Here is a 20,432-nt window from a genome sequence, read left to right on the forward strand (position 1 = left end):
TGGCGCGGTTGACGGGGCTCGAACCCGCGACCCCCGGCGTGACAGGCCGGTACTCTAACCAACTGAGCTACAACCGCCCGCTGCGTTCTGGCGTAATATGGGCGGTCCGAAGGCGCGTCAAGCGGCGTTTTGCGCGAAAGCGCAGGAAATCCGGATTATGGTGTGGCACCATCACCCAAGACGGCCATGACGGGCCGCCAACATCGCGACGACAAGACCCCCTGAGCCAAAGGCCGGTCGAGCGGATGTGATATCCGCCACACCTCTCACTTGTCGGGCAGCGGTATGAATTCGGCGTCGTCCCCGGGTGGCAGCTGGAAGCGGCCGTGGGCCCAGTCTCCGGCCCGCCATGCCTCTTTTGCCGCCTCGATCCGCTCTTTGGACGAGGCCACGAAATTCCACCAGATGTGGCGCGAGCCCTCAAGTGTCGCGCCACCCAGCATCATCAGGCGCGCACCGGCATTGCCTGCGGTCAGCGACATGCGATCGCCCGGGCGGAACACCATCATGCGGCCCGCCTCATAGGTTTCGCCGGCCACGACGATACTACCCTGAACCACGTAGACGCCTCTATCTTCGTGGTTGTCCGGCAAGGGAATACTGGCCCCTGCTTCAAGAACGGCATCGGCATAAAACATCTCTGAGGCCGTGCGAACGGGCGCGCGCTCGCCCCAGGCGTCGCCAAGGATCAAGCGCACTTCCTTGCCCTCGCCTTCCAGGAACGGCAGCGTATCCTTGGGCGCATGCTCGAAGGCGGCCGGATCGTCTTCGGCATCCTTGGGCAAAGCCACCCAGGTTTGAATACCAAACAGATCATGTGGCTTTTGGCGGATCTCTCCATCCGTTCGTTCGGAGTGGGTGATCCCGTGGCCTGCAACCATCCAGTTGACCGCGCCCGGCTCGATCCACTGATCCGTACCCACACTGTCGCGGTGATGAATCTTGCCCTTGTAGAGGTAAGTGACCGTGGCCAGACCGATATGCGGATGGGGACGCACGTCAATGCCCTTGCCGGTCACGAACTCTGCCGGTCCCATCTGATCGAAAAATATGAACGGTCCAACCATCTGGCGCTTGGGCGCAGGCAAGGCGCGGCGCACTTCAAAACCGCCAAGATCACGGGCGCGGGGCACGATTACGGTTTCAATGGCATCTACCGCGTCGCCTTTTGGGCAATCGGGATCAAGGGCGGGATTCCAGCTCATCTCAGGCTCTCCAATATCAAGGTTGGTCCAAAGATAGCTGAATAGGATGCGCACGCAACCGGTAAGAATAGAGGGCTTTGGTGCAAATACGCGCAGAGAAGGCGGAGGGGCAGAGCATGCTCGAAAGTATCAATCAACACTTGCGATTGCGTTCTTTCAAACCGCAAGGCAGCCTTTTGAACTTTGAATGCCGATGCTTTGCGCGGGCCTACGCGAGACATCACTCTCTGTTCAGCCTGCTCAAATCAGCCGTTCAAAAGAAACGACATAGTCATCATAGCCCGCCGCCTTTAGACTTGCCCATACAAACCGGCCTGCGGTTGAAAGGCCGCGAACTTGTTTAAATAGACGTTCTTTTTCTGGCTCTTGATCCAAAAAAACGAATTGCCAACGACACATGATTAAAACGACCTGGTCAAAAGTCATGACGCGTATCGGCGTCATAACCTGCTGTTTTCGTGCGATTACAAACCGCCCTCGGCGTAAAAACGCCCGTTGAACGTGAATAAATGCAAGTGCGCATTCTTGTTATTGCGACGAGCCGTTATTTGCACTAGCCGAAGAATTGGAGACGCAACAAAGGACAAATCCATGACCGACATCAACTGGGATGAACTGTCGCTCGAAGACCTGAAGACCATTCAAAAGAAAGCAACCAAAGCGATCAGCACATTCCAAGCGCGCAAGCGTAAAGAAGCACTGGCCGCTGTCGAAGCCAAAGCCGCTGAAATGGGCTTTGCTCTGGGCGAACTTACTGGAGCCAGCAAAACAAAGGGCAGCAAAGCGCCACCCAAATATTGCCACCCCGACAACCCCGCCATGACGTGGACGGGCCGGGGCCGTCAACCGAATTGGGTGAAGGACGCCGTGGCAAATGGCAAATCAATGGACGACCTGCTGATCGTCAAATAACCCGACAGGCGCAATCGTTCCGACATACTACGTCAGAAACGACACGCGATACCCTTCGCGTTGATCAGCTGGGAATGGATCATCTGCACAGGGCGCAGGTAACATGCCATGTGACAAAGGGCGGCCTCGAACGGGCCGCCCTTTTGCGTATCAGCACGGCCTGCCCACTTTGCCAGATCAGACCGCACCCGAGGGCCCTGCGAAAAACTGTTGAAATAGATTTCAACTGCTGCCACGCTACCCATAGTTGAGCAGTGCCTTGGATTTTCAGGCCACGCTCGCTTGGGGATCACGTCGGGGGAACATCAAAAAGAGCATTTTTCGCTCTGATTTTATCAGACTGCCACATGTCACGACGATGGGCCGGTCGATCAGATTTAAACGATTGGCAAGTTTCATATCTTGCGGTTCCGGGACCATGTTTCACCGGCCCAATGACCGCGAAAGCTTGCAACTCTGGAAAGGACAGTTTGGTGAAAGACATTACACAGGCTTGGCAAGATGCGCGCGCCGCCAAAGATCAGCTTGATCTCTCTGCCTCCGAAACATTCATGGTCTTCGTTATCAATCTGACCATGTCGCGCGATCAGGTGAAAACGCGGCTTGCAGGCGACCTGCAGGCCGCCGTTTCCGTCGAATTGGCGACTATCCCGATTTACCTCTACACCTATTATTCGATCAACCGGACCCAAACAAACGGCCAGGACCTCAAGCCAAGTTCAAAATTTGCCAATAATGCCGGCGGTGCGATTATGTCCGTCGCGGTCGAAGAGATGCTGCACATGTCCTTGTCCAGCAACATCTATTTTGCGCTGACGGGCAAACCGCCGACGCTCTATATGAATGCACCCGGATATTACCCGACAATGCTGCCGCATCATAATCCAGTGGGCCCGCCCGGCCCCGGTGGTCCGACAGATGTGGATACCCACATTCCGCTGCGCGGTTTCAGCTTTGAACAGATGTGGCATTTCCTGCAAATCGAATATCCGATGAAACCGGTAGGCGTCGAGATTGCCGATGTAGACACACTGTTAGGGACATTTGACAAACGGATCAGCGACCTGAGCGAAGACACGATTGATGGTGACGACTATGGCGCATTCCTCAAGGAGTTTGGCTGGCCCTCGGACGAAAACTGGAATTCCATTGGCCAGTTTTATTCCTACATCCGCTGCCTTATCGCGTCCTCATTGATCACTGATGACGACTTTACCAACGGCGCACGTGCCTGCCAGATCCAGGCCTTTAACTATGCGCCGAACAATGTCGACACGATGTATCCGACCGAGAAATTCAGCCGGGCCAAACCCGCCCCCAAGCCGACCGATCCCAAGGACAAACCAGCGCCGGGCACCTTGCCCAATGCCGCCTATGTCGCTGGCTACATGAACGAACCCGACAGCCATTCAGGCGATCATTCGAAGGATTGGGAAGAGGACGAAGAGCTGATTTCCGTCTCGTCCAAACAGGACGCCTTCACCGCACTTGCGACCATCTGCGAACAGGGTGAGGGGTATGGCCTGCCAGAGGCCGCGACCACCGAACCCACGGGCAAAAGCACGGGAAGCCAGCATGACAAGGATGGCGAATGGCGCAACTACACCCCCGAAGACAGCCATTTCTGGAAATTCCTGCGCCTGCAATCGCGGTTCTCGGCCTTTGAGGACAGTGTCGAGCAGTTGCCGATGATGGCGGGGGCCCTGCCCTGGATGAAGGACGAGATCGACAAACTCAAGACACAGGCGGCCACCCAGGAGCAATATGATGCCAGCGGGTTGGTGTCGGGCGGCGTGGTCTATGACTATCCCAACAGCCCGGTCTCGGCGCAATATCCGCAGCCTTATTCCGAGATCAACGATTTCCTCTCGGGGCTGTTCCAATACATGCTGATCCTGTCGGAAACGATCTATCTGGTGCCCTCCAACGGGGCCGAAGAGACCGGCGGCGTTGATCCGCAACATCTGTTCTTCAATCAGGCGCTGCACCGGTCGATGATCTGGGTGATGGACAAATACATCCAGTACATGCGCGAATTGCCGCCCCTGCCCTCAGGCCCCCATGCGGGCAAAACATGCGCGCCCACGTTCGAAAACCTCAGCCTCGGCACCCGCGAACAGGCTTTTGATGCGCTCAAGGTGCTTGGCGACAAGGCCATCGCCGCCGCCCATGTGCTGGACCCTTCGTCAACGCGGGTCAAAGAGCTGGTGGACCGGTCAGTCGATCAGCTGAGCCCGGATGGCAAACACTCCATGAACTTGCCGAACACAGCCGATTACTGGGTGGGCAACCTGCCCCAAACCCACGCCTGAGACGAAAGAGAGACGCGTTATCATGAGCAACGATTGCCAAACCAAAACCGCCGCCAGCAACGCGTGTGGCACCCCAACCACCCGGCCCTTTGAACCCTCGGCCGATTTCAAGCGGGTGCCCGTGCCCGGCGAGGAACTGCACGCCTGCATGGGGCTCAACAACTGCGCAGGCCAAGACCGCTATGGCATGGACGGCGCGCCCGGATTTGCGCCCAACGATTGCGCCGGGCAAGGCTATTGCGCGACCACGCAAATGCACAGCTGTCACACCAACAACAACTGCGCCAATCAGGGTGGGTGCGGGCTTTATGGCTCCGAAAGCGAATTGAACCGCCCCGGTGCAAATGCCTGTCGGTCGATGGGATCCTGCGCGACCCCGATCAACGCTGAGCGGTTCATCACCACAGGCGCCTATCGTGGCACCAGCGTCTGGCACCGTGCGCGCGCCGTTTTCAAGGAAAGCTTTGATCCCAGCAAAGCAACCAAAGGACACACGCCGCAAAGCCCCAAAGACGCGCCGTCAGAGTTTCCCGATGGGCCAACATATGCGTGGATCACCACCATGCCCGAGGGCGAGCAATCGTCTTTTGCGGCCTGCGGGTCCAGCGGGATGTCGGGTGGCGGCAGCTGCGGATGACGCGGGCGAGCGATCTTGCGGCGCTGCCTGAACTGGGCCTGGGCCTTGGGCTGCGCAATGTCCATTTTGAGCATATCCTGAACCATTGGCCCGCAGTCGACTGGTTCGAGGCGATATCCGAAAACTTCATGGACAGTGGCGGCCGCCCCCGCGACGTGCTGCGCCGCGTGGCCAAACGTTACCCAGTGGTGCTGCACGGCGTGTCGCTGTCGATCGGGTCCACCGATCCGCTGGACATGGAATATCTTGCACGCCTCAAGGCCTTGACGGCAGAGGTGTCGCCCGCTTGGGTCAGTGACCATCTGTGCTGGACCGGGGTCATGGGGCTTAACAGCCATGACCTCTTGCCTGTTCCCCTGAACGCCGAAACGCTGGACCACATCGCGGCACGGGTGCACAAGGTGCAGGACTATCTGGGTCGCCCCCTGATCCTCGAAAATCCATCCACTTATGTGAGCTTTCACGCCACCACCATGGACGAGCCTGCATTCCTGCGCGCCTTGGCCGAGCGGACCGGCTGTGGCCTGCTGCTCGATGTCAACAATGTCTATGTGTCTTGCGTCAACGCGGGGACGGACCCCGCCACCTACCTACGCGCCTTTCCGATGGACCGCGTCGTACAGATGCATCTGGCGGGCCATACCGATCTGGGCACGCATATCATCGACAGCCATGACCAGCCGGTCCGGCCCGAGGTGTGGCAGCTTTATGCCCTGGCCTGCGCCATGACCGGCGGGGTGGCCACGCTGTTGGAATGGGACGGCAATATCCCCGACTTTGAGACTTGCCATGCCGAACTGCTGAAATCCAAGGCCTACCGCGACGGCGCCTTTCAGGATCTGGTGGCAGAGCGGAGCACGGCGATCTCGGCCAACGTCTCGAACCCGGTCCAGTTTCTGGTGCCCGGCATTGACGACGTCACGCATCTGGCGGACGGTGCATAGCGGCCCATGACCGAACTGAGCGAAGTCCAGCGCTGGATGCACAGTACGTTGTTGGCACCGGGCAGCGAAAGCCAGGCCCGGGCGGCTGATTTCCTGACGCCCATGGCGCATCTGGATGCGGCACAGGCCCTGTCGATCTACCAGCGCAGCTATGCCTTGCGGCTGGCGGCCTGCATGCGCGAACAGTTTCCAGCCACCTGCCATGCTTTGGGAGCGGCGCTCTTCAATGATTTTGTCGAAACCTACGTCGCCGCTCTGCCCCCAGAAAGCTATACGTTGCACGATCTGGGCCGCCGCTTTGCCGGGTTTCTGGCAGATCAACGCCCCGACAAGGATGCCGCTGAAAAAGAAACCTGGATCGACTTTCTGATCGACTTGGCCCGGTTCGAACGGCAAGTCTATGTCGCTCATGATTGCGACGGGGTGGAAAGCAGCGGCTTGGAAATGGCTGACCTCGCCACGCCTGACAGCGCCCTGGCCGTACAACCCAGCCTGACCGTGGCGGAATACGGCTTCGATGTTTCAAGTTATTTTCATGGCGTGCGCGCGGCCTCCGACCCTCCAATTCCGTCGGAACGCCCCTCATTCGTCGCCGTGCTGCGCGCAAATTACCAGACTACGACTGTGCCGTTATCTCATGCGCATTTCACCTTTTTGCAGGCTTTATGCGCAGGCGAAAACGTGGCCGCGGCGCTCAGCGCAGTTTCACATGCCCTTGGTCAAAGCGACGCGGATGTCAGGCGCGGGTGGGATGCGGGCAGCGCCACACGACAACGCTGGATCGATGCTGGGTTCTTTGTGAAACAGCCACCCGCAGCATAGGCCAAAGACGAGAAAGCCCTCAATGCGGGCTGCCACCCGCATCGAGGTCACACACTCTTCATCCTACTGGATGCTCACCACCGCAAGGATATCGCCAGGCAAACCAGGCAGGGCCGGGTCCGTCGGCGCACAGGGTGCGCCACTGGGGTTATTTGCCGGTTGGCCGCCTTTGCCCACATCCCCGGATTGCCCGTTGATGTATTGCGCCCCGTCAATCGAGGATTCGGACATGCCCGCAAACAAGACGCCAATCGAGGGGCCGCCATTGCCGCCTGCGCCAGCGCCACTCGATCCACTCCAACCGCCGGGACCACCAGCGCCGCCACCGTTGTCATTGCTGCCCGACCCCGGCGAACCGCCAGACCCACCGGGGGCGGCCGCACCCGCGTCACCGCCATCGCCTCCCTTGCCCCCAAGGCCACCGGTAATGATCACATTGGCAAATGTAGGCACGGATTGGTCAGAGACGTTCAGGCCAATCCAGGCGCCGCCCTGTTGGCCGCCACCCGCTTCGGTTGCGCCACAGCCACCGGCAGCCCCTCCGCCACCATGACCGCCATTATATTCGCTGAATGTGTGAGAACAGGCGCTGCCGCCACTGCCGCCACCGCCCGGCCCGCCGCTTTCCCCGGCTGTCCCCGGAGCGCTGACTGACGGCACCCAGGTTGTTCCGCTGACGCCGCCGCGTTTGGACGCGGTGGGCGTGCCGTTCACACCGCAGGTCCCATGCGTGCCACTGCCCCCCGTCGCGCCATATTTGCCCGACGGGCAGCTCAGCACTTTGCAGGCATTGGTGATATGGGTGAAGACGGCCCCGGCACCGCCCAGCGATCCCGACCCGTTGTTCCCCTCGCAATCCGAAGACGGATTGCCTTTGCACGAATAGTGGCATTTTCCATCGTAGTAATCGGTCGTCTCGCCATCACCGCCATCGCCGCCAGTCCACCCGTTACAGGTATTTGCGCCGTTCTGACCGCTGCCATTGCCGCCCGTTACCCCCGCCGTCGAGGCCACGCCATCCGCGCCCGGCGCACCTTGTCCACCCGAAATCGTCAGGTTCTCGAAATGCACAGCCGATTGCGCCGTCATGGATATCGCAACAAACGGTGTCCCGTCCGTACCGCCCGGTTGACTGCCGAGGATGTTGAGGTTCTGGACCGTCGCGCCGGTGGTCGCGTTAAAGAGCATCGCGCGCGCACCTGCCGTCGTGTTGATCTGCGAGCGGTCGCCATCCGACCCGCCGGAGGCCAGACAGCCCCCGATCAGCGAAATGTCGTTGCTCGGAAATGACAGCGTATCGGCGGGCGTGTAAGAGCCATAGGCCACCAGAACGCCGCAGGTTGTTCCATCACCGCTGCATTGATTGAGGCCCGTCTGAATGGTCTTGCAAGCCGTTCCAGCCGATGTGCCACAACTGCCACTATCCGTCCCGGTGCTGGCGACATAGACCGCCTGCCCAAGTGTGGAGGCATCGAGCGCGGGACAGGACCATTCCAGCGTGGTTGCGTCAGCGGCTGTCGCGATTTGGGTGCCGCATTGTGGATTGGGCGCAGCCCCTGCCGCCACCAGCCAGGGCGCGAGGCGGTGCGCCTCGCAGCTGAATTGCGCATCTGTCACGTCCAGTGCACAGCCGCCGTCAGAAACCGCCTCGCGGACAAAGCCCTGATCGAAGTGCGCCCCCCGCATATCCGCACCCGCCAGGTTGGCACAGGACAGGTCGGCAAACCGAAACGTCGCATCGGATACGATCACCCCCGACAGGTTCGCACCGCTCAGGTTCGCGTTGTCGAAGGAGGTCGGAACCCCCTCCAATGCGCCAAAGGACGAGGTGGACAAATCCGACCCGCTCAGGTCGGTGGAGCCAAAGCTGCTGCCTGACACCGAAAGGCCCGCAAGGGTCGCACCGCTGAAATCGGTACCGGTAAAGTTGGCGCCTTCCAGCGTGGTACCGCTGGGAATATCGGCCCCGGCCAACGCGCAATTGATGCAGGCGGCATCCACCGGCACACCTGCCTGAGGGTCTTCGGCTTGGGCCCAGGCGGATACCCCGCCAAGGATCACAGGGACACATGCCAGAAGGACGGCCCGGGTTACACGATCAATCAACATACCAATCTCCTTTTCTCACGTGTTTGTGGATGGGAACGGGGGCAACCACTGGCCGATTGCAGGCACGGTGCGTCCCCCGGGGCCGGTCCCGTCACCGCCGGGGCCGCTTGGCGCGCCGCTGGCATCCGTCACCATGGCGTAGTTCAGGCTGTACATCTGGTGCCACATATCGGCGAAAATACTGGCCGCTGACGCCCCTGTCGTAACGACAAGTGGATTGGTGGTCGGCGCCTTCAGGCCGTATTCGTAAATCGCCAGGCAGTAATCGCCAGGTTGGACGCCTTCGGCCGGGTCCGGTGGCGTCTGATAGAGCACGTAGATATAGGTTTGCTTGAGGTCACCCACTGCGCACATGTCGAGATAGGTGTAATCCCCCGCCCCTTCCAGCGACAGGAATGGCGACAACCCACCATTACTGTCGTGAAACCGCTTTACCGGGTCGCCCGCCACGTTAAAGGCCTGAATGCGCGCCAATGCACCATATGTCACAAAGGTGTCGCTGCCATGGGTGCTTTCCAGCACCAAAACGGTGCCGTCATAGGCGCAGGTCACCGCGACGGGCCGAAACAGCAGGCCCGCGCGCCCGTCCTGCAAGGCCTGACCGGCGAAATCCGTGGCCAGCGGCGCGTCTTCATCTGCGACGCCGGTGGGGGAAATCGGCACAATGCTCAGCTTGCAATTGGCGTCGTTGACGCCGATCGCATGGCCCGACGGGTGAATCGTCAGCGAGGTCGGGAAATAGGTAAACCGCCCATAGCTCGGTTGATCCGCACTGGTGTCGATGGTCACCGGCGAGGTCGACAGATCAATCCTGCGCAGATGATAGCCGCCGCCCTGAACCGTGGGGGTCGCCGCCGTGCGCGGATCAACGAAATAGTCCCCAAGGCCCGGATCATTCGGATCGGGCGTCGGCGTCGGCGGATCGGTATCCGTCATCTCCCAATTGCCATCGGCGTCCATGAGAAACTTGGGCGGATAGGGGTCATAGACCATGCGCGTAGGTCCTGTGAACCCACAGGACGGAAAGGCCGCATCGGTCATCTTGGTGCCCGGGATATTCACGTTCTGCATCGCGTAAAGCTGGCCACCGGTGCCGTTCACACAGTCGGTGATGCCCATCCCGGCGGCCTTCCACGCAAAGCCCAACATGCCATACCGCTGGCTGAGGGTGATGCCGTTCCAGACCGAAATCGCATTCCCGCTGGAGCCAGTATCCGCAACGGCCTCGGTCGCAGTCGGGTTCTGATCCACCGTCTCGTAGCCATAGGCGCCGTCCTGATAAATCAGCTGCGCGGTTTCGGCATAGATCGAGTTTTCGTCCAGCGGGATCGGGTTCTGCACCAAGGCGAGGGTGATCTGGGCCGCGTTGGCCTCGTTATTGTCGAACCAGCCGCTGCTGGCCTGCGCCGCGGTCCACCCGTTTACGTAATAGCTGACCTCGATCTTGATCTGCCCGCCCAAGGTGTTCTTGGGGAACGCCACGGCGAGCATATCGGTATTCAGCGCTGGCACCTCGGCACGGGCCGTCACGGCGGGGCGCTTGCCGCCCTTGTAGCTCATAGTGACAACAAGCTCTGCCGCCTCGGACGGATAGGGATAGGCCCCACCGGCGCGCGGATCGGGTTCCACGGATACGGTAGAGGTGATGGTCGACACGACGCCCACCGGAATGTGCCAGGGCGAGGTCACGACCTCGACGATGGTTTCGGCCAATTCCGCAATGCCCACCGACAGGTTCAGCGCAAAGAGGATCCAGCCGGCAAAAGGAACTTCCTCTGCCACTTCTTCTGCGGCCATCTCCGCTTCGATGAACAGCAACAACTCAAGCGACACCGGATCGAACAGCACCTTGGCGATTTCGATCAGATCCGCCCAGTCGACCTCCTTGTCGGCGATGGTACCGGTAAGCGCCTCATAGAAATAATAGCCCGCCTCGCCAATCGCCTTCCACCAGTCCTTGTTGAGCTGTTTGCGCACCTCGGCCTTGGTCGGGCCATTGGACAGGTCCGATGCCGCACCCGCCAGCATCACAGCAGGGACAACCATGTTCATGATCACCGTGACCGCAGCCCCGAAAATCACGGTCTTGGGATGATCCATGGACCCTGCAAGGCCCAGGCCCGAGCCAAAGAATTTGGCCCCCACCGCACCTTCGGGCATTGTAATGTCAAACGAGACACTCGCCTCGGCAGTGGGGATACCCAGCACCGTCACCACGCCGCTGGTATAACCGATCAACTGGGTGTCGGGATATTCAATCAGGTCGCCCAAACCGGCACGGATGACCTTGATCGTTGTGTCGGGATTGTCCGGCTGCCAAGGCGGATCGAGCTGCGTCAGATCAATGGTGTTCCCTTCAGCGTCATAGAATTGAACGTAGACACCCAGATAGCGCAGGTCGCGATCCGTGAAGGTCAGAGTATAGCTCTTGGCATCCGAATTGATGTCCGACACGGACATCTGCACCCCATCGGTACGCTGGCCATTGGTGACAGCGACGGTCCAGTCGTCACTGGCGGTATCGGCGGCACTGGTCACCGCGACGGTCGCGAGGGGCTGCAACTGCGCGGCAAGGGAGGGTGCCACCGGATCAGGGTGATCGGGGGCATCCGCAGGCACGGTGTTCGTGCCAAACTGGACGTCCCACTTGATGTTTTGCAGCGCCGGTGAGTTCATCGCCACCTGCATCAGTTGTGTCTGCACCGGCCCTGCCTGGGCCTGATAGGCATCGCCCGGGTTCAGGAAAAAGCTGTTGATGCCCGGATAGCTGACCACCGTGCCATCGGGTGCCGTCCCCGTCACCGACGGGTCGGCGGGACGCTCGAACTTCACCAGGGTTGCCCAACCGGCCCCCGGGGTGGTCGACGGACGGCCAAGGGTCCGGATCAGGGTGCCAAGCGCGTTGAAACCTTCGGCGATCACCGCGTTTTGCTGCATCATGTCGGTGATGGCCTTGGCCGCATCGGTGTTGCCGGTGATCAGATTGGGGTGATGAAAGGCCAGCGCCTCGGCGGTCGAGATATAGTCGATCGCAAAGCTGGCCGCCTCACCCGCCGCCGGCGTGACGATGATGGCGGTCAGAAAGGGGATATCGGGGCTGTCCACTTCGCCCGCCACCACGGTTTTGGTCAGTTTCACATGCACGCGCAGCACGTGACCGGCGGGCACGGAAACATCCGCCGCATAGTGGGTCAGACGGTCATCAGACACCTTGGCAAGGCGCGGCAAGGCCTTGCGAGCCTTGGCGCGGGACGCATCGTCGTGGCGGTGCAAAACGTGACGCTTGCCGCGCGCAACCAGCACCGGAACCTCGTGATCCAGCGCATCCGAAAGATCGATGTGAAAGCTTGCACTGGCCGATCCAATATCTTGGGGCATGGTAAAAATCCTTTGGTTTTAATTATTTGAACGCGGCTATCAATTGCCGGGACAAATCGGGTTGGTCAGCGGCACCCAATTGCCGCCTTGATCCAGTTGCGCGCAGCCGCTGCCGGTATAGGCGACGGAACTGGCATCCAATTGCAGGCTGGCACAGTCGAAACTCACGTCACAACTCAGGTACAACCCGGTCAGCGCGCCGGTCGGATTGGACCGGGATCGCGCAATACTTGTCGCCGGTCCGATGGTTGGCACTTCGGTCGAGGCAAGATTGAGAAAGCTCAACTTGCGCAAACCTGACAGTGACGTGGCCACGCTGTTCATGACTGATTTCAGGCTCGGATTGTCCGAAAGATCCGCGCTGAGAAGGTTGGTCTGAATGGCCAGATCAAAACTGTCCAAAGCGTTGCCCGACACATCAAGCACCTGAAGGAAGGTGTTTGCATTAAGCGACACGCTTTGGAGCATGTTGTTTTCCGCCTCCAGCCAGGTGATGCCCGGAATACGCTGCAAATCGAGGCTCGACAGTTTGTTGTCACCGATCTTCAACTCGGCCAACTGGTCAAACTCAAACGAGAACTCCGAGATCTCATTGTCTTCGAGGTTGAGGGATTGCAGGCCGACGAAATCCTCCAACCCGCCCAGATCGGTGATCCCCTTTCCTGCGCAATCCACCGACCGTTGCACAGCCGCCGAAGCAATCGAAATCGAGGTTTGACCATCGGGCAACCCGGACAGGATGCAATCCTCCAGCGCCGGATCGGCAAATTCCACAACCGGGCCCTGATCGCCACAGACAGGTGGTGTCCACATCACCCGCGATGTGTTGCCCGGCGCGCAGCTCTTGGTAGTCCAATTGGGAATTTCCCACTGGTCGCCCGAGCAGATGGCCGTATTGCCGTCCGGGCAAATCACGGGGGTCGTCAATTGCGGCTTGGTCACATTGCCATAGGTCAGGCCGGTTGCGGCCACCGTGCCGCACACCGTGCTGCCACCGCTGGTGCAACAGCCGTCAGGGCCGGGCATGACTGCATTGGCAAAGCTGGCCTGCTGGGTGTCAGCGTCGGCAAAGGTCGATCCACCCAGCTGCGCGCAGGAAAAGATGACCCCGCTGTTATCCGTCCCCTCCCCGGCCGACTTCAGGGTCGCGCCGCGAAAGATGGCGCTTTGCAAGATCGCCCCGCTAAAGGTGACATTTTCCAGAACGGTGTTGGTGAAATCCGCGTTGGGCATCGTGGCCCCGGTAAAGTTCGTACCTTGCAAGGTCACGCCCCCCGACTGCCCGGTCGCATCGCCAAATTTCGCGCCGATCAGGTTCGAAAACTGAAACAGAACACCGTTCAGACCCGCACTTGTGAAATCCACATCCTTGAAAATGGTGCCGGATATGGTGGTCGGATTGCCATCCGAGGCCAACATCGCATGCCGCAGAGACGCGCCCTCGAAATCGGTCGCGCTCAGGTTGCTTTGGGACAACACCGCATAGTCCATCGTGGCGTAGCGCAGCGTCGAGCTGGACAAGTTCACGCTGGTCAGGTCTGCGGCTTGCGTCGGCGCCGTGGTCGGAAGGGCGTCGGTACAATGCTGTGCGCTTGCACTGGTCGTGTCCCCGGCCTGATAGTAAAACCGCACACAATCCAGCGTCGCAAAATCGACCGATGCCCCCACCAGGACGATCCCGTTCGCCGCAGCACCCGTCAGGTCAGAACCTGACAAAACGGCATCGGTGAAATCAACCTCAGTCAGGTTGCTGCCCGTCATATCTATGTTCTGAAATACGGCCCCCGTGAGGATTGCTCCGGTGATATCCTTGCCTTGCAGATTGAAGGTATCAGGGCCCACATTCTGGAAATCCGTATAGGAAAAATCGGACTGGCCCCAGTTGTCCGTGTTGATCGCATTGACGTCGATTGTGGCTTGGGAAAAATCATTGCGGCAACTGTCATCCACCACAAAGCTTTGTGCTGGTCCAAATTCCGCCGCCAGCAGGTTGGTCGACGAAAAATCGGCACAATGGAACGTGGCATATTCGAAATTGGCCGCCTGTATGGCCGCACCGGCAAAAACGGTTTGCGCAAGGGTCGCGCTGTTGAACGAGGTGACGACCTGGCCGTTGCCCTGAACCCAGGGGCCAAGCGTCGCCCCCACGAAACTGGCTCCTGTCAGGTCCTGCCCGGCAAAATTCGCTCCGGTCAGATCAGCGTTGTCAAAAATCCCGTTCACAAGCGACCCCGGCGGATAGGCGCTAAAATTCTCGCCCTCAAGGGTCACATTGGAACAGTCCAGGATGCCGTTTGTCGTTGTGCAATTTTGCGTGGCAAGAACAATCTGCGCACTGGCCACCCATCCAAGAATTGCGAAACTCGAATGCGCAATCGTCAAAAAACCAAATTTCATGGCATACGCCTTGTAAAACAAAATAAATAAAAAGTTTACCCCACGTCAACTTGATCCGAAACACGCTGCGGTTGTCAATATAATTCTACGAAAGCCTAACAGAGGGGCCTGACCCTGGCCCCAAAACGATCCGCTCAGGACCAGAGAACGATCTTGCCGAAAAGGCACCGCCAAGCCGGGCAACCGCCCCGTCGGCCAACGAAATCTGAACGCCAGATTTCGCGCGCATCGCTGCGGGAATTCATTTCCATCTATTTGTTTTCAAATATTTTTCACACATTCCGCCAACCTTCACGGTTTCTAGAAACCGCAAGACACCAACGCACCAAGCGCTGCTGACTGGGCAACAAGGATGCGATAAAAGAAGCACAATGAACCGCTGAAACACCCGACCCAAGGCAACGCCAAGGCAGAGGGCGGCGCGCTTTCAAAATCAAACCATGGGACGAAATATGGTGGGTCGTGAGAGGCTCGAACTCCCGCACTCAGCGTAGCGCCAAAGGCGATGCGCGTAAGTCGGGCCCACCGCAGCGCGGAGCACAGCAAGAAGCGGAAAGGTTGGTGAATGGTGGGTCGTGAGAGGCTCGAACTCCCGACATCTTCGGTGTAAACGAAGCGCTCTACCAACTGAGCTAACGACCCGTTACGCGCTGTCTACTCAATGCTGCGAAGGGCTTCAAGCCCTTTCAAAAGGGGAGCGATGCACAAGGTCATCAGCACCCGGATCCTCATTCGCTCAGACAGGTTTGGACCCCGTCCTCCAGGTGATAAATCACGCCCTGCCCCCCCGGCAATTCGCCAAAGGCACCCGGCTCAAGGCCCAAGGCATGGCAGCGCAACATGCGCGAGGTGATCCCATGGGTAAAGATCACGCTTGGGGTGGTCCGCTCGGCCAAAAAGGCACCGGTGCGCGCGTAAAGGGTATCCAGACCCTCGCCGCCGGGCGCATGATCATACCAGATCAGGCTGTCGTCCAACTCGAACAGATGCGGGGCCTGGCGGGCAATCTCGGTGCGGGATACGCCTGACCATTGGCCCAGTGTGACCTCGGCCAGACGGGCATCAAGAGCCAGCGCGTCGAGGGAGGTCAGGGCAATCTCTGCGGTCTGACGGGCCCGTCCTTGCGGGCTCGACCACAGGTCCCAACCGGTGATGTCGAAGGTCTCCAGCAGACGGCCCTGTGCGGCGGCCTGTGCCGTCCCTAACGGGGTCAGAGGGCTGTCAGCCTCGCCCTGCATACGGCCCGCGCGGTTCCATTCGGTTTCGCCGTGGCGAAGGATCAAGAGAGGAGGATATGTCATGCGCGATCGCTACCGCGTTGTGCTGCGCCTCACAAGACCAGCTTTGCAAAGATCGCTCGGGCGCGATGTCACTCCGGTCGCCCGTCAGACGATTACGCGGTCGTGTCGCACACGGGTGCAGTTGGCTTGGGCGGGCCGCCCTTGATCTGCCAACCCCGGATCGCATCCGCGAGATTGTTGGCCCAGCTCGCATCGCCGCCCGCAGGATAGGCACCGTTCATCAGGTCGCGCAGGGTCACGCCCCGCAGCTGCACATGTGGTTTGGGGCAATTGATCGGCAACAGCCCACGATCCCGCGCAATGCTTTGGAACGCCTCCCAATCGCGCCGCGCCTGTGGGGTGCCAGCTCCACGCGCCCACCCGTCCACATCAAAGCGGGCAAAATCGGCCGCCAACCCAAATTGGTGGAACGACGCCCAGGGTGCCGCGTGGGTCACACGGCGACCGGGCAAACCGCGCCCTTGCGCAAAACGGGCCGCCTGCCGATGCGGGCTGCGAAAGGTCTCGAACATCCTGAAGGGTATAGCGCAGGCCACCAAATCCTGTTGCACGGCCACAACCTTGCGGCGGACCGCAGGATGCAACAGGGCCAGGTCAGAACTGTGCTGCAGATAAGCCGCCGAGGGCGGGCCGTCCGGCACCACAGACAGAATGGGTGAGGCGACCGGGGCCATCACAGACGCCATATCCGGCACGCCTGCCGGATCATCCACGGGGTGATTGCAAATCGCCGTATAGCGGCCGTCGCCGTCGAGAAATTTGGTAAAAGTGCCGCCAACCGCCGCACACAGCCCTTCGGTCGCCGGGATCATATCCGCGTGAACGTGGTGCATGATGGCTTTGGGCATCGCGTGGTCCTCGGGCCTTTCTGGTCTGCGCCATACCAAGACGGCTGCGTATGTTCAGGCCTATGTATGATTTAAAACACAGGCACCAGGCAGCATCCACATCTTGGCATGTAAACCGTGAAGACAATAAGAAACCAATGTGAAGGCAGCGTGAAAACCGACCGTCAGTCACAAATCCGGACAGGCAACTGCCCAATGATCCATAACAGGCGTCCGGCCGACCGCGTTACCAATCGGTGCGGATCAAGGTCGCGCCGAGGCGCTCCTGCCCCCCCGGGTCCTCCATCCCTGCTGTCGGCACAGGCACGGCACCGGGGATATGGGGCAAAAGCGGGGCATAATCACCGCTTTGCTGATCAGCACAATCCGGATTGTCCAGAAACAGCATCGACAAGGCGCGCGCCACTTGCGGGGCCGCCGCAGATGTCCCGCCCAGGGCGATCTGGATGCCCGTCCTTGTGCCCGCCGCCACCACGCCCCAATGCGCCCAGGACCGTTCCGACATGGCCGAGGCCGCGACCTGCGGGCCCGCCGACACAGGCGCGTGCGTGTTGCGCCGTACGCCACCCGCACAGCTATAGCGGGCCGCCTCTGCGCTGGCATGCACATGCCCGGCCACACGCAACGTCAAGGCCCCGGTGGCCATTCCGCTCAGCGTGCCAAAGCGACGGACAAAGGCGCCATCCTCCAAACTGTCGCGGGCGTTGAACGCGCCCGTATCATCCCAAAGGGCGTTGTTCGGATCAATGAAATAGCTTTGACGCGCACCCGTGCCCGCCCCTCCAAAATCCTCGTCCCGCTGAATCCAGAGCTGAAGACCGCCCGCCGTCTTTTGCCCATTGTGTTGGGTAAATTCCGGCAGAGCCCGCGGGCAGTGTGCCGTCAGACGCAACCGCCACACACCAGCCGGAGCGACGGCCACATCATCCTCTGCCTCTGTCGGGGCCAGTGACACCACATGACGCCAGCGGCCACAGCGATATTTCTCAGTAGACAACTGACCAATGGCAAACCCCGCCCGCCGGATCAGGCGATGCGCCCGCGACCGGGGTGCATCCGGCACGTCCGGCATCACAAAGGTGTCGCCTTCCAGGCCAGCAGCCTTTGGGGGCATCAGTTCGATCTTGTAATCAGACGGATCAACGCCCGCCGGATACCAGATCTCAAGATAAGTCGAGGTACGGTCCTGTGGCGGAATGAACCATTTCAACTCGACCGGCCCGTCGGCTGCATCGAACTGCGCCTGATCCACAACACCGTGAATGCTTTGCAAGAACATGTTGCCGCTGGGCATGACAAGGGCTGTGGGATGGATTTGGCGACGGGCCGCGATCATCTCGTCCATCGCCGCTTCCAGAACACCGGTCCCGTCATGGGCACCGCCCGAATGGCCATAGCTGAGGTTGATCACCAGGGGCACCTTGGCACCGGCGGGCGCATGGGCCCGCGCGATCTGGTCCGCTCGATCAAAGATGTAGTGAAGGGCGGACAGCAGAAACATGTCCTTTCCAAAACCCGAAGTTTCCGCGCTGGTCATGGCAGGCAGATCGACGGCGATGATATGCACGCGGTCCTGATCGCCCACATCCGTCCCGGGCGCATTGCCCGCCAGCAGGTCCAGAATATGGGCCCCGTGCGAATGCGCCTTGTCCAGCGGCAGGCGCATGTTCGGGTTGCCATCGCCCGCAAGGCCCGCCGCGCGGTAGACCGCCTCTTCGTCGCCGTCATATTCTGCATAAAGCGCGTCAATCCGGGCCTTGTCGAACTCCTGACCACAAAGCATCGGATAGCCGCCCTTGGTCGCGGACTGCGACCAGCAGTAATCAATACGGGTGCCGTTGCGGCCGGTGCAGGCAAAATTGCGATGGGCAAAGGGGATGCCATCGTCGATGATTGCCACGATCACGATGGGATCAGACGCATCGGCGCAGGGCGCAGGGCCCGGGGCGTCGTGCCAATCCATGTTCAATGTTGCATCGCGAAGGGTCAGATTGGCGCGGGCCTGCCCTGCCCCGAAATTGCGGGCAAAGGCGGTGTTCATACGCGCCACGCGGCCTGCCTCAACCGGCGTCGGATCGACAAAGGCGGCAGGCACGAACCGGGTCTTTGACCCGGCCCACAGCACAGGGCAGGCAAAACCACCCTCGCCCGCCGCCTGCGCCAAGGCAGGCAAATCCACAGGCTCCGAAAACTCAAACACGCAGGACAGGGCCGTGGCCCGACGGTCAAGGCCCGGATGAAGGTACGCCGCCCCGCTGTCATAGACCCAGGTGGCATAGGGGTCGGCATCGGTGCCCGCCTCGGGGGCCTCCGTCATGACCGGCCTGTTACATGCTGGATGTCCTCAAGGGCCTTGCCCCACAGCCAGGCAAATAGGTCGCTCTGTCCGCCCAGGTCCACGGCCTGAACGGCGCCCTTGCCGCCGCGGGCCGGGACCTCTTGCACACCGACCAGAGGTTTGGCGTCCGGGTTGTCAAAGAGCAGCTTGAGGTCGGCCAGTGCAAAGTCGGCGGCCTGCGAATTGGGCGCATTGGGATCGGCCTGAAGTACCGGAAGGGTGCGGGTCGTGCCAATGCCCATCGCCACGATAATTTCGCCCACGGCGCGGCCAATCACGGCCCCAGCCCAATTGTCCATCGGATAATGCACACCGGCCACGGTCCGGTTGACGGCAATGCGGTGGGATTGCGCCAGCACCAGCCTTTGCCGATTGCGCATGTCGGCAGTCTCCAGCCCGGCATGGGTCAGCAAGGTGTTGAGGACAGTGGCGATCGCGACGGCCTGGGTGCCATGCCCGCTGGGCAGACTGCCATGGGAGGGTGACGGGATCAGCGACATGATCCGGCTGTCCAACTCGTCAGGGCGGCGGCAGGCCAACATATGTTTGGCAGGCATCGAACACAGGCCCGACAAGAGCTGGGTCACCAGGATCAGCTCTATCAGATGGGCGGCGCGGCCCGCTGGAATGCCAAGTGCGGTCAAATAGAAATCCGTAAAATAGTCCAGTTGTGACAGCACCTCGCCGGTGCGGTCGCCACGCTGATCGGCATAGGCACGGACAATGGGCAGCTGTGCCGCCAGCGTGTCGGCACTGGCCGGATAGAGATAGCCAAATTCAGCCCCCTGCCAGGACAGCGTCACCTTGACGGGTTTCGAAGTCGGCTTGCCCTTCTTGGGTCGGGAGGCGGCATTGGTCGAGGTATTGAACCCTTGCAGAAACTCCATCTGCAACAGCATGGCGCGCACGTTGGGCGACCACCGCTCCATATGGGCCGTGGCGTTGGGGGCCAGAGGTGTGATCTGATCGGTGGTGACGTCATCGGTGCCCGCGTGGTGCACCAGCGCCATGGCCGCGGATTGCAGGGCACCGCCGACAGGATAAAAAGGCAATCCGCCTCCGTGTCCGCCGTGGCCACCATGCCCTCCATGTCCACCGTGCCCGCCGTGGCCACCATGTCCTCCATGTCCACCGTGGCCACCGTGGCCGCCGTGGCCGCCGTGCCCCCCATGACCGCCGTGACCACCGTGGCCGCCGTGAAATGGACCAAATAGTGACATTGAACTTCC

General features: G+C 60.5%; 15 protein-coding genes and 2 tRNA genes. 6 read left to right on the plus strand and 11 right to left on the minus strand.

Annotation, left to right across the window (positions count from 1 at the left end):
• The 3 genes from Q1A44_RS15135 to Q1A44_RS15145 all read right to left on the minus strand — a co-directional run bounded on the left by Q1A44_RS15135 (position 1) and on the right by Q1A44_RS15145 (position 1,631).
• Positions 1-77 (minus strand) — tRNA-Asp (locus Q1A44_RS15135).
• A 189-nt stretch (positions 78-266) separates the two neighbouring features.
• Positions 267-1,205 (minus strand): pirin family protein, encoded by a 939-nt coding sequence (locus Q1A44_RS15140; protein ID WP_299626930.1) that lies wholly within the window; start codon positions 1,203-1,205, stop codon positions 267-269.
• 240 nt (positions 1,206-1,445) lie between these two features.
• On the minus strand, positions 1,446-1,631 hold the full coding sequence (locus tag Q1A44_RS15145) for a hypothetical protein (protein ID WP_299626933.1): 186 nt from the start codon (positions 1,629-1,631) through the stop codon (positions 1,446-1,448).
• 165 nt (positions 1,632-1,796) lie between these two features.
• On the opposite strand from Q1A44_RS15145, the gene Q1A44_RS15150 reads away from it, so the two are divergent.
• The 5 genes from Q1A44_RS15150 to Q1A44_RS15170 all read left to right on the plus strand — a co-directional run bounded on the left by Q1A44_RS15150 (position 1,797) and on the right by Q1A44_RS15170 (position 6,832).
• Positions 1,797-2,117, plus strand: coding sequence for an H-NS histone family protein (locus Q1A44_RS15150; protein WP_299626936.1), 321 nt, complete (start codon positions 1,797-1,799; stop codon positions 2,115-2,117).
• 473 nt (positions 2,118-2,590) lie between these two features.
• Positions 2,591-4,429 carry a ferritin-like domain-containing protein gene (locus Q1A44_RS15155; protein ID WP_299626939.1) on the plus strand — a complete coding sequence of 613 codons (1,839 nt, stop codon included), beginning with the start codon at positions 2,591-2,593 and terminating at the stop codon, positions 4,427-4,429.
• 22 nt (positions 4,430-4,451) lie between these two features.
• Entirely contained in the window at positions 4,452-5,066 is a 615-nt protein-coding gene (locus tag Q1A44_RS15160) for a hypothetical protein (protein ID WP_299626942.1), read from the plus strand.
• Complete coding sequence (locus Q1A44_RS15165) at positions 5,063-6,010, plus strand: DUF692 domain-containing protein (protein WP_299626945.1); 948 nt, start codon at positions 5,063-5,065, stop codon at positions 6,008-6,010. Before Q1A44_RS15160 ends, Q1A44_RS15165 begins: the two co-directional genes overlap by 4 nt.
• A gap of 6 nt (positions 6,011-6,016) precedes the next feature.
• Positions 6,017-6,832, plus strand: coding sequence for a DNA-binding domain-containing protein (locus tag Q1A44_RS15170; RefSeq protein ID WP_299626948.1), 816 nt, complete (start codon positions 6,017-6,019; stop codon positions 6,830-6,832).
• A gap of 63 nt (positions 6,833-6,895) precedes the next feature.
• Here Q1A44_RS15170 and Q1A44_RS15175 read toward each other — a convergent pair whose 3' ends face one another.
• From Q1A44_RS15175 to Q1A44_RS15210, 8 genes are all read right to left on the minus strand, one after another.
• Positions 6,896-8,941, minus strand: coding sequence for a pentapeptide repeat-containing protein (locus tag Q1A44_RS15175; RefSeq protein ID WP_299626951.1), 2,046 nt, complete (start codon positions 8,939-8,941; stop codon positions 6,896-6,898).
• A 15-nt stretch (positions 8,942-8,956) separates the two neighbouring features.
• Positions 8,957-12,319, minus strand: a complete 3,363-nt coding sequence (locus tag Q1A44_RS15180) for a hypothetical protein (RefSeq protein WP_299626954.1) — start codon at positions 12,317-12,319, stop codon at positions 8,957-8,959.
• Positions 12,320-12,358: 39 nt separating this feature from the next.
• Positions 12,359-14,716, minus strand: a complete 2,358-nt coding sequence (locus Q1A44_RS15185) for a pentapeptide repeat-containing protein (RefSeq protein WP_299626957.1) — start codon at positions 14,714-14,716, stop codon at positions 12,359-12,361.
• Positions 14,717-15,282: 566 nt separating this feature from the next.
• A tRNA-Val gene (locus Q1A44_RS15190) sits at positions 15,283-15,358 on the minus strand.
• Positions 15,359-15,444: 86 nt separating this feature from the next.
• Entirely contained in the window at positions 15,445-16,017 is a 573-nt protein-coding gene (locus Q1A44_RS15195; protein ID WP_299626960.1) for a histidine phosphatase family protein, read from the minus strand.
• A gap of 92 nt (positions 16,018-16,109) precedes the next feature.
• Complete coding sequence (locus Q1A44_RS15200) at positions 16,110-16,865, minus strand: M15 family metallopeptidase (RefSeq protein WP_299626963.1); 756 nt, start codon at positions 16,863-16,865, stop codon at positions 16,110-16,112.
• A gap of 226 nt (positions 16,866-17,091) precedes the next feature.
• Positions 17,092-19,182, minus strand: coding sequence for a hypothetical protein (locus Q1A44_RS15205; protein WP_299626966.1), 2,091 nt, complete (start codon positions 19,180-19,182; stop codon positions 17,092-17,094).
• Positions 19,179-20,255, minus strand: coding sequence for a phosphatase PAP2 family protein (locus tag Q1A44_RS15210; RefSeq protein WP_299626969.1), 1,077 nt, complete (start codon positions 20,253-20,255; stop codon positions 19,179-19,181). The genes Q1A44_RS15205 and Q1A44_RS15210 overlap by 4 nt, the downstream gene beginning before the upstream one ends.
• Before the next feature lie 18 nt (positions 20,256-20,273).
• Between Q1A44_RS15210 and Q1A44_RS15215 the strand changes: the two genes are divergently transcribed.
• The gene (locus Q1A44_RS15215) at positions 20,274-20,417 is read left to right on the plus strand and encodes a hypothetical protein (RefSeq protein WP_299626972.1); all 144 of its coding nucleotides are present in this window, start codon (positions 20,274-20,276) and stop codon (positions 20,415-20,417) included.
• Positions 20,418-20,432: the final 15 nt, after the last annotated feature.

Origin of the sequence: uncultured Tateyamaria sp. (genome assembly GCF_947503705.1) — a bacterium.
Classification (GTDB): domain Bacteria; phylum Pseudomonadota; class Alphaproteobacteria; order Rhodobacterales; family Rhodobacteraceae; genus Tateyamaria.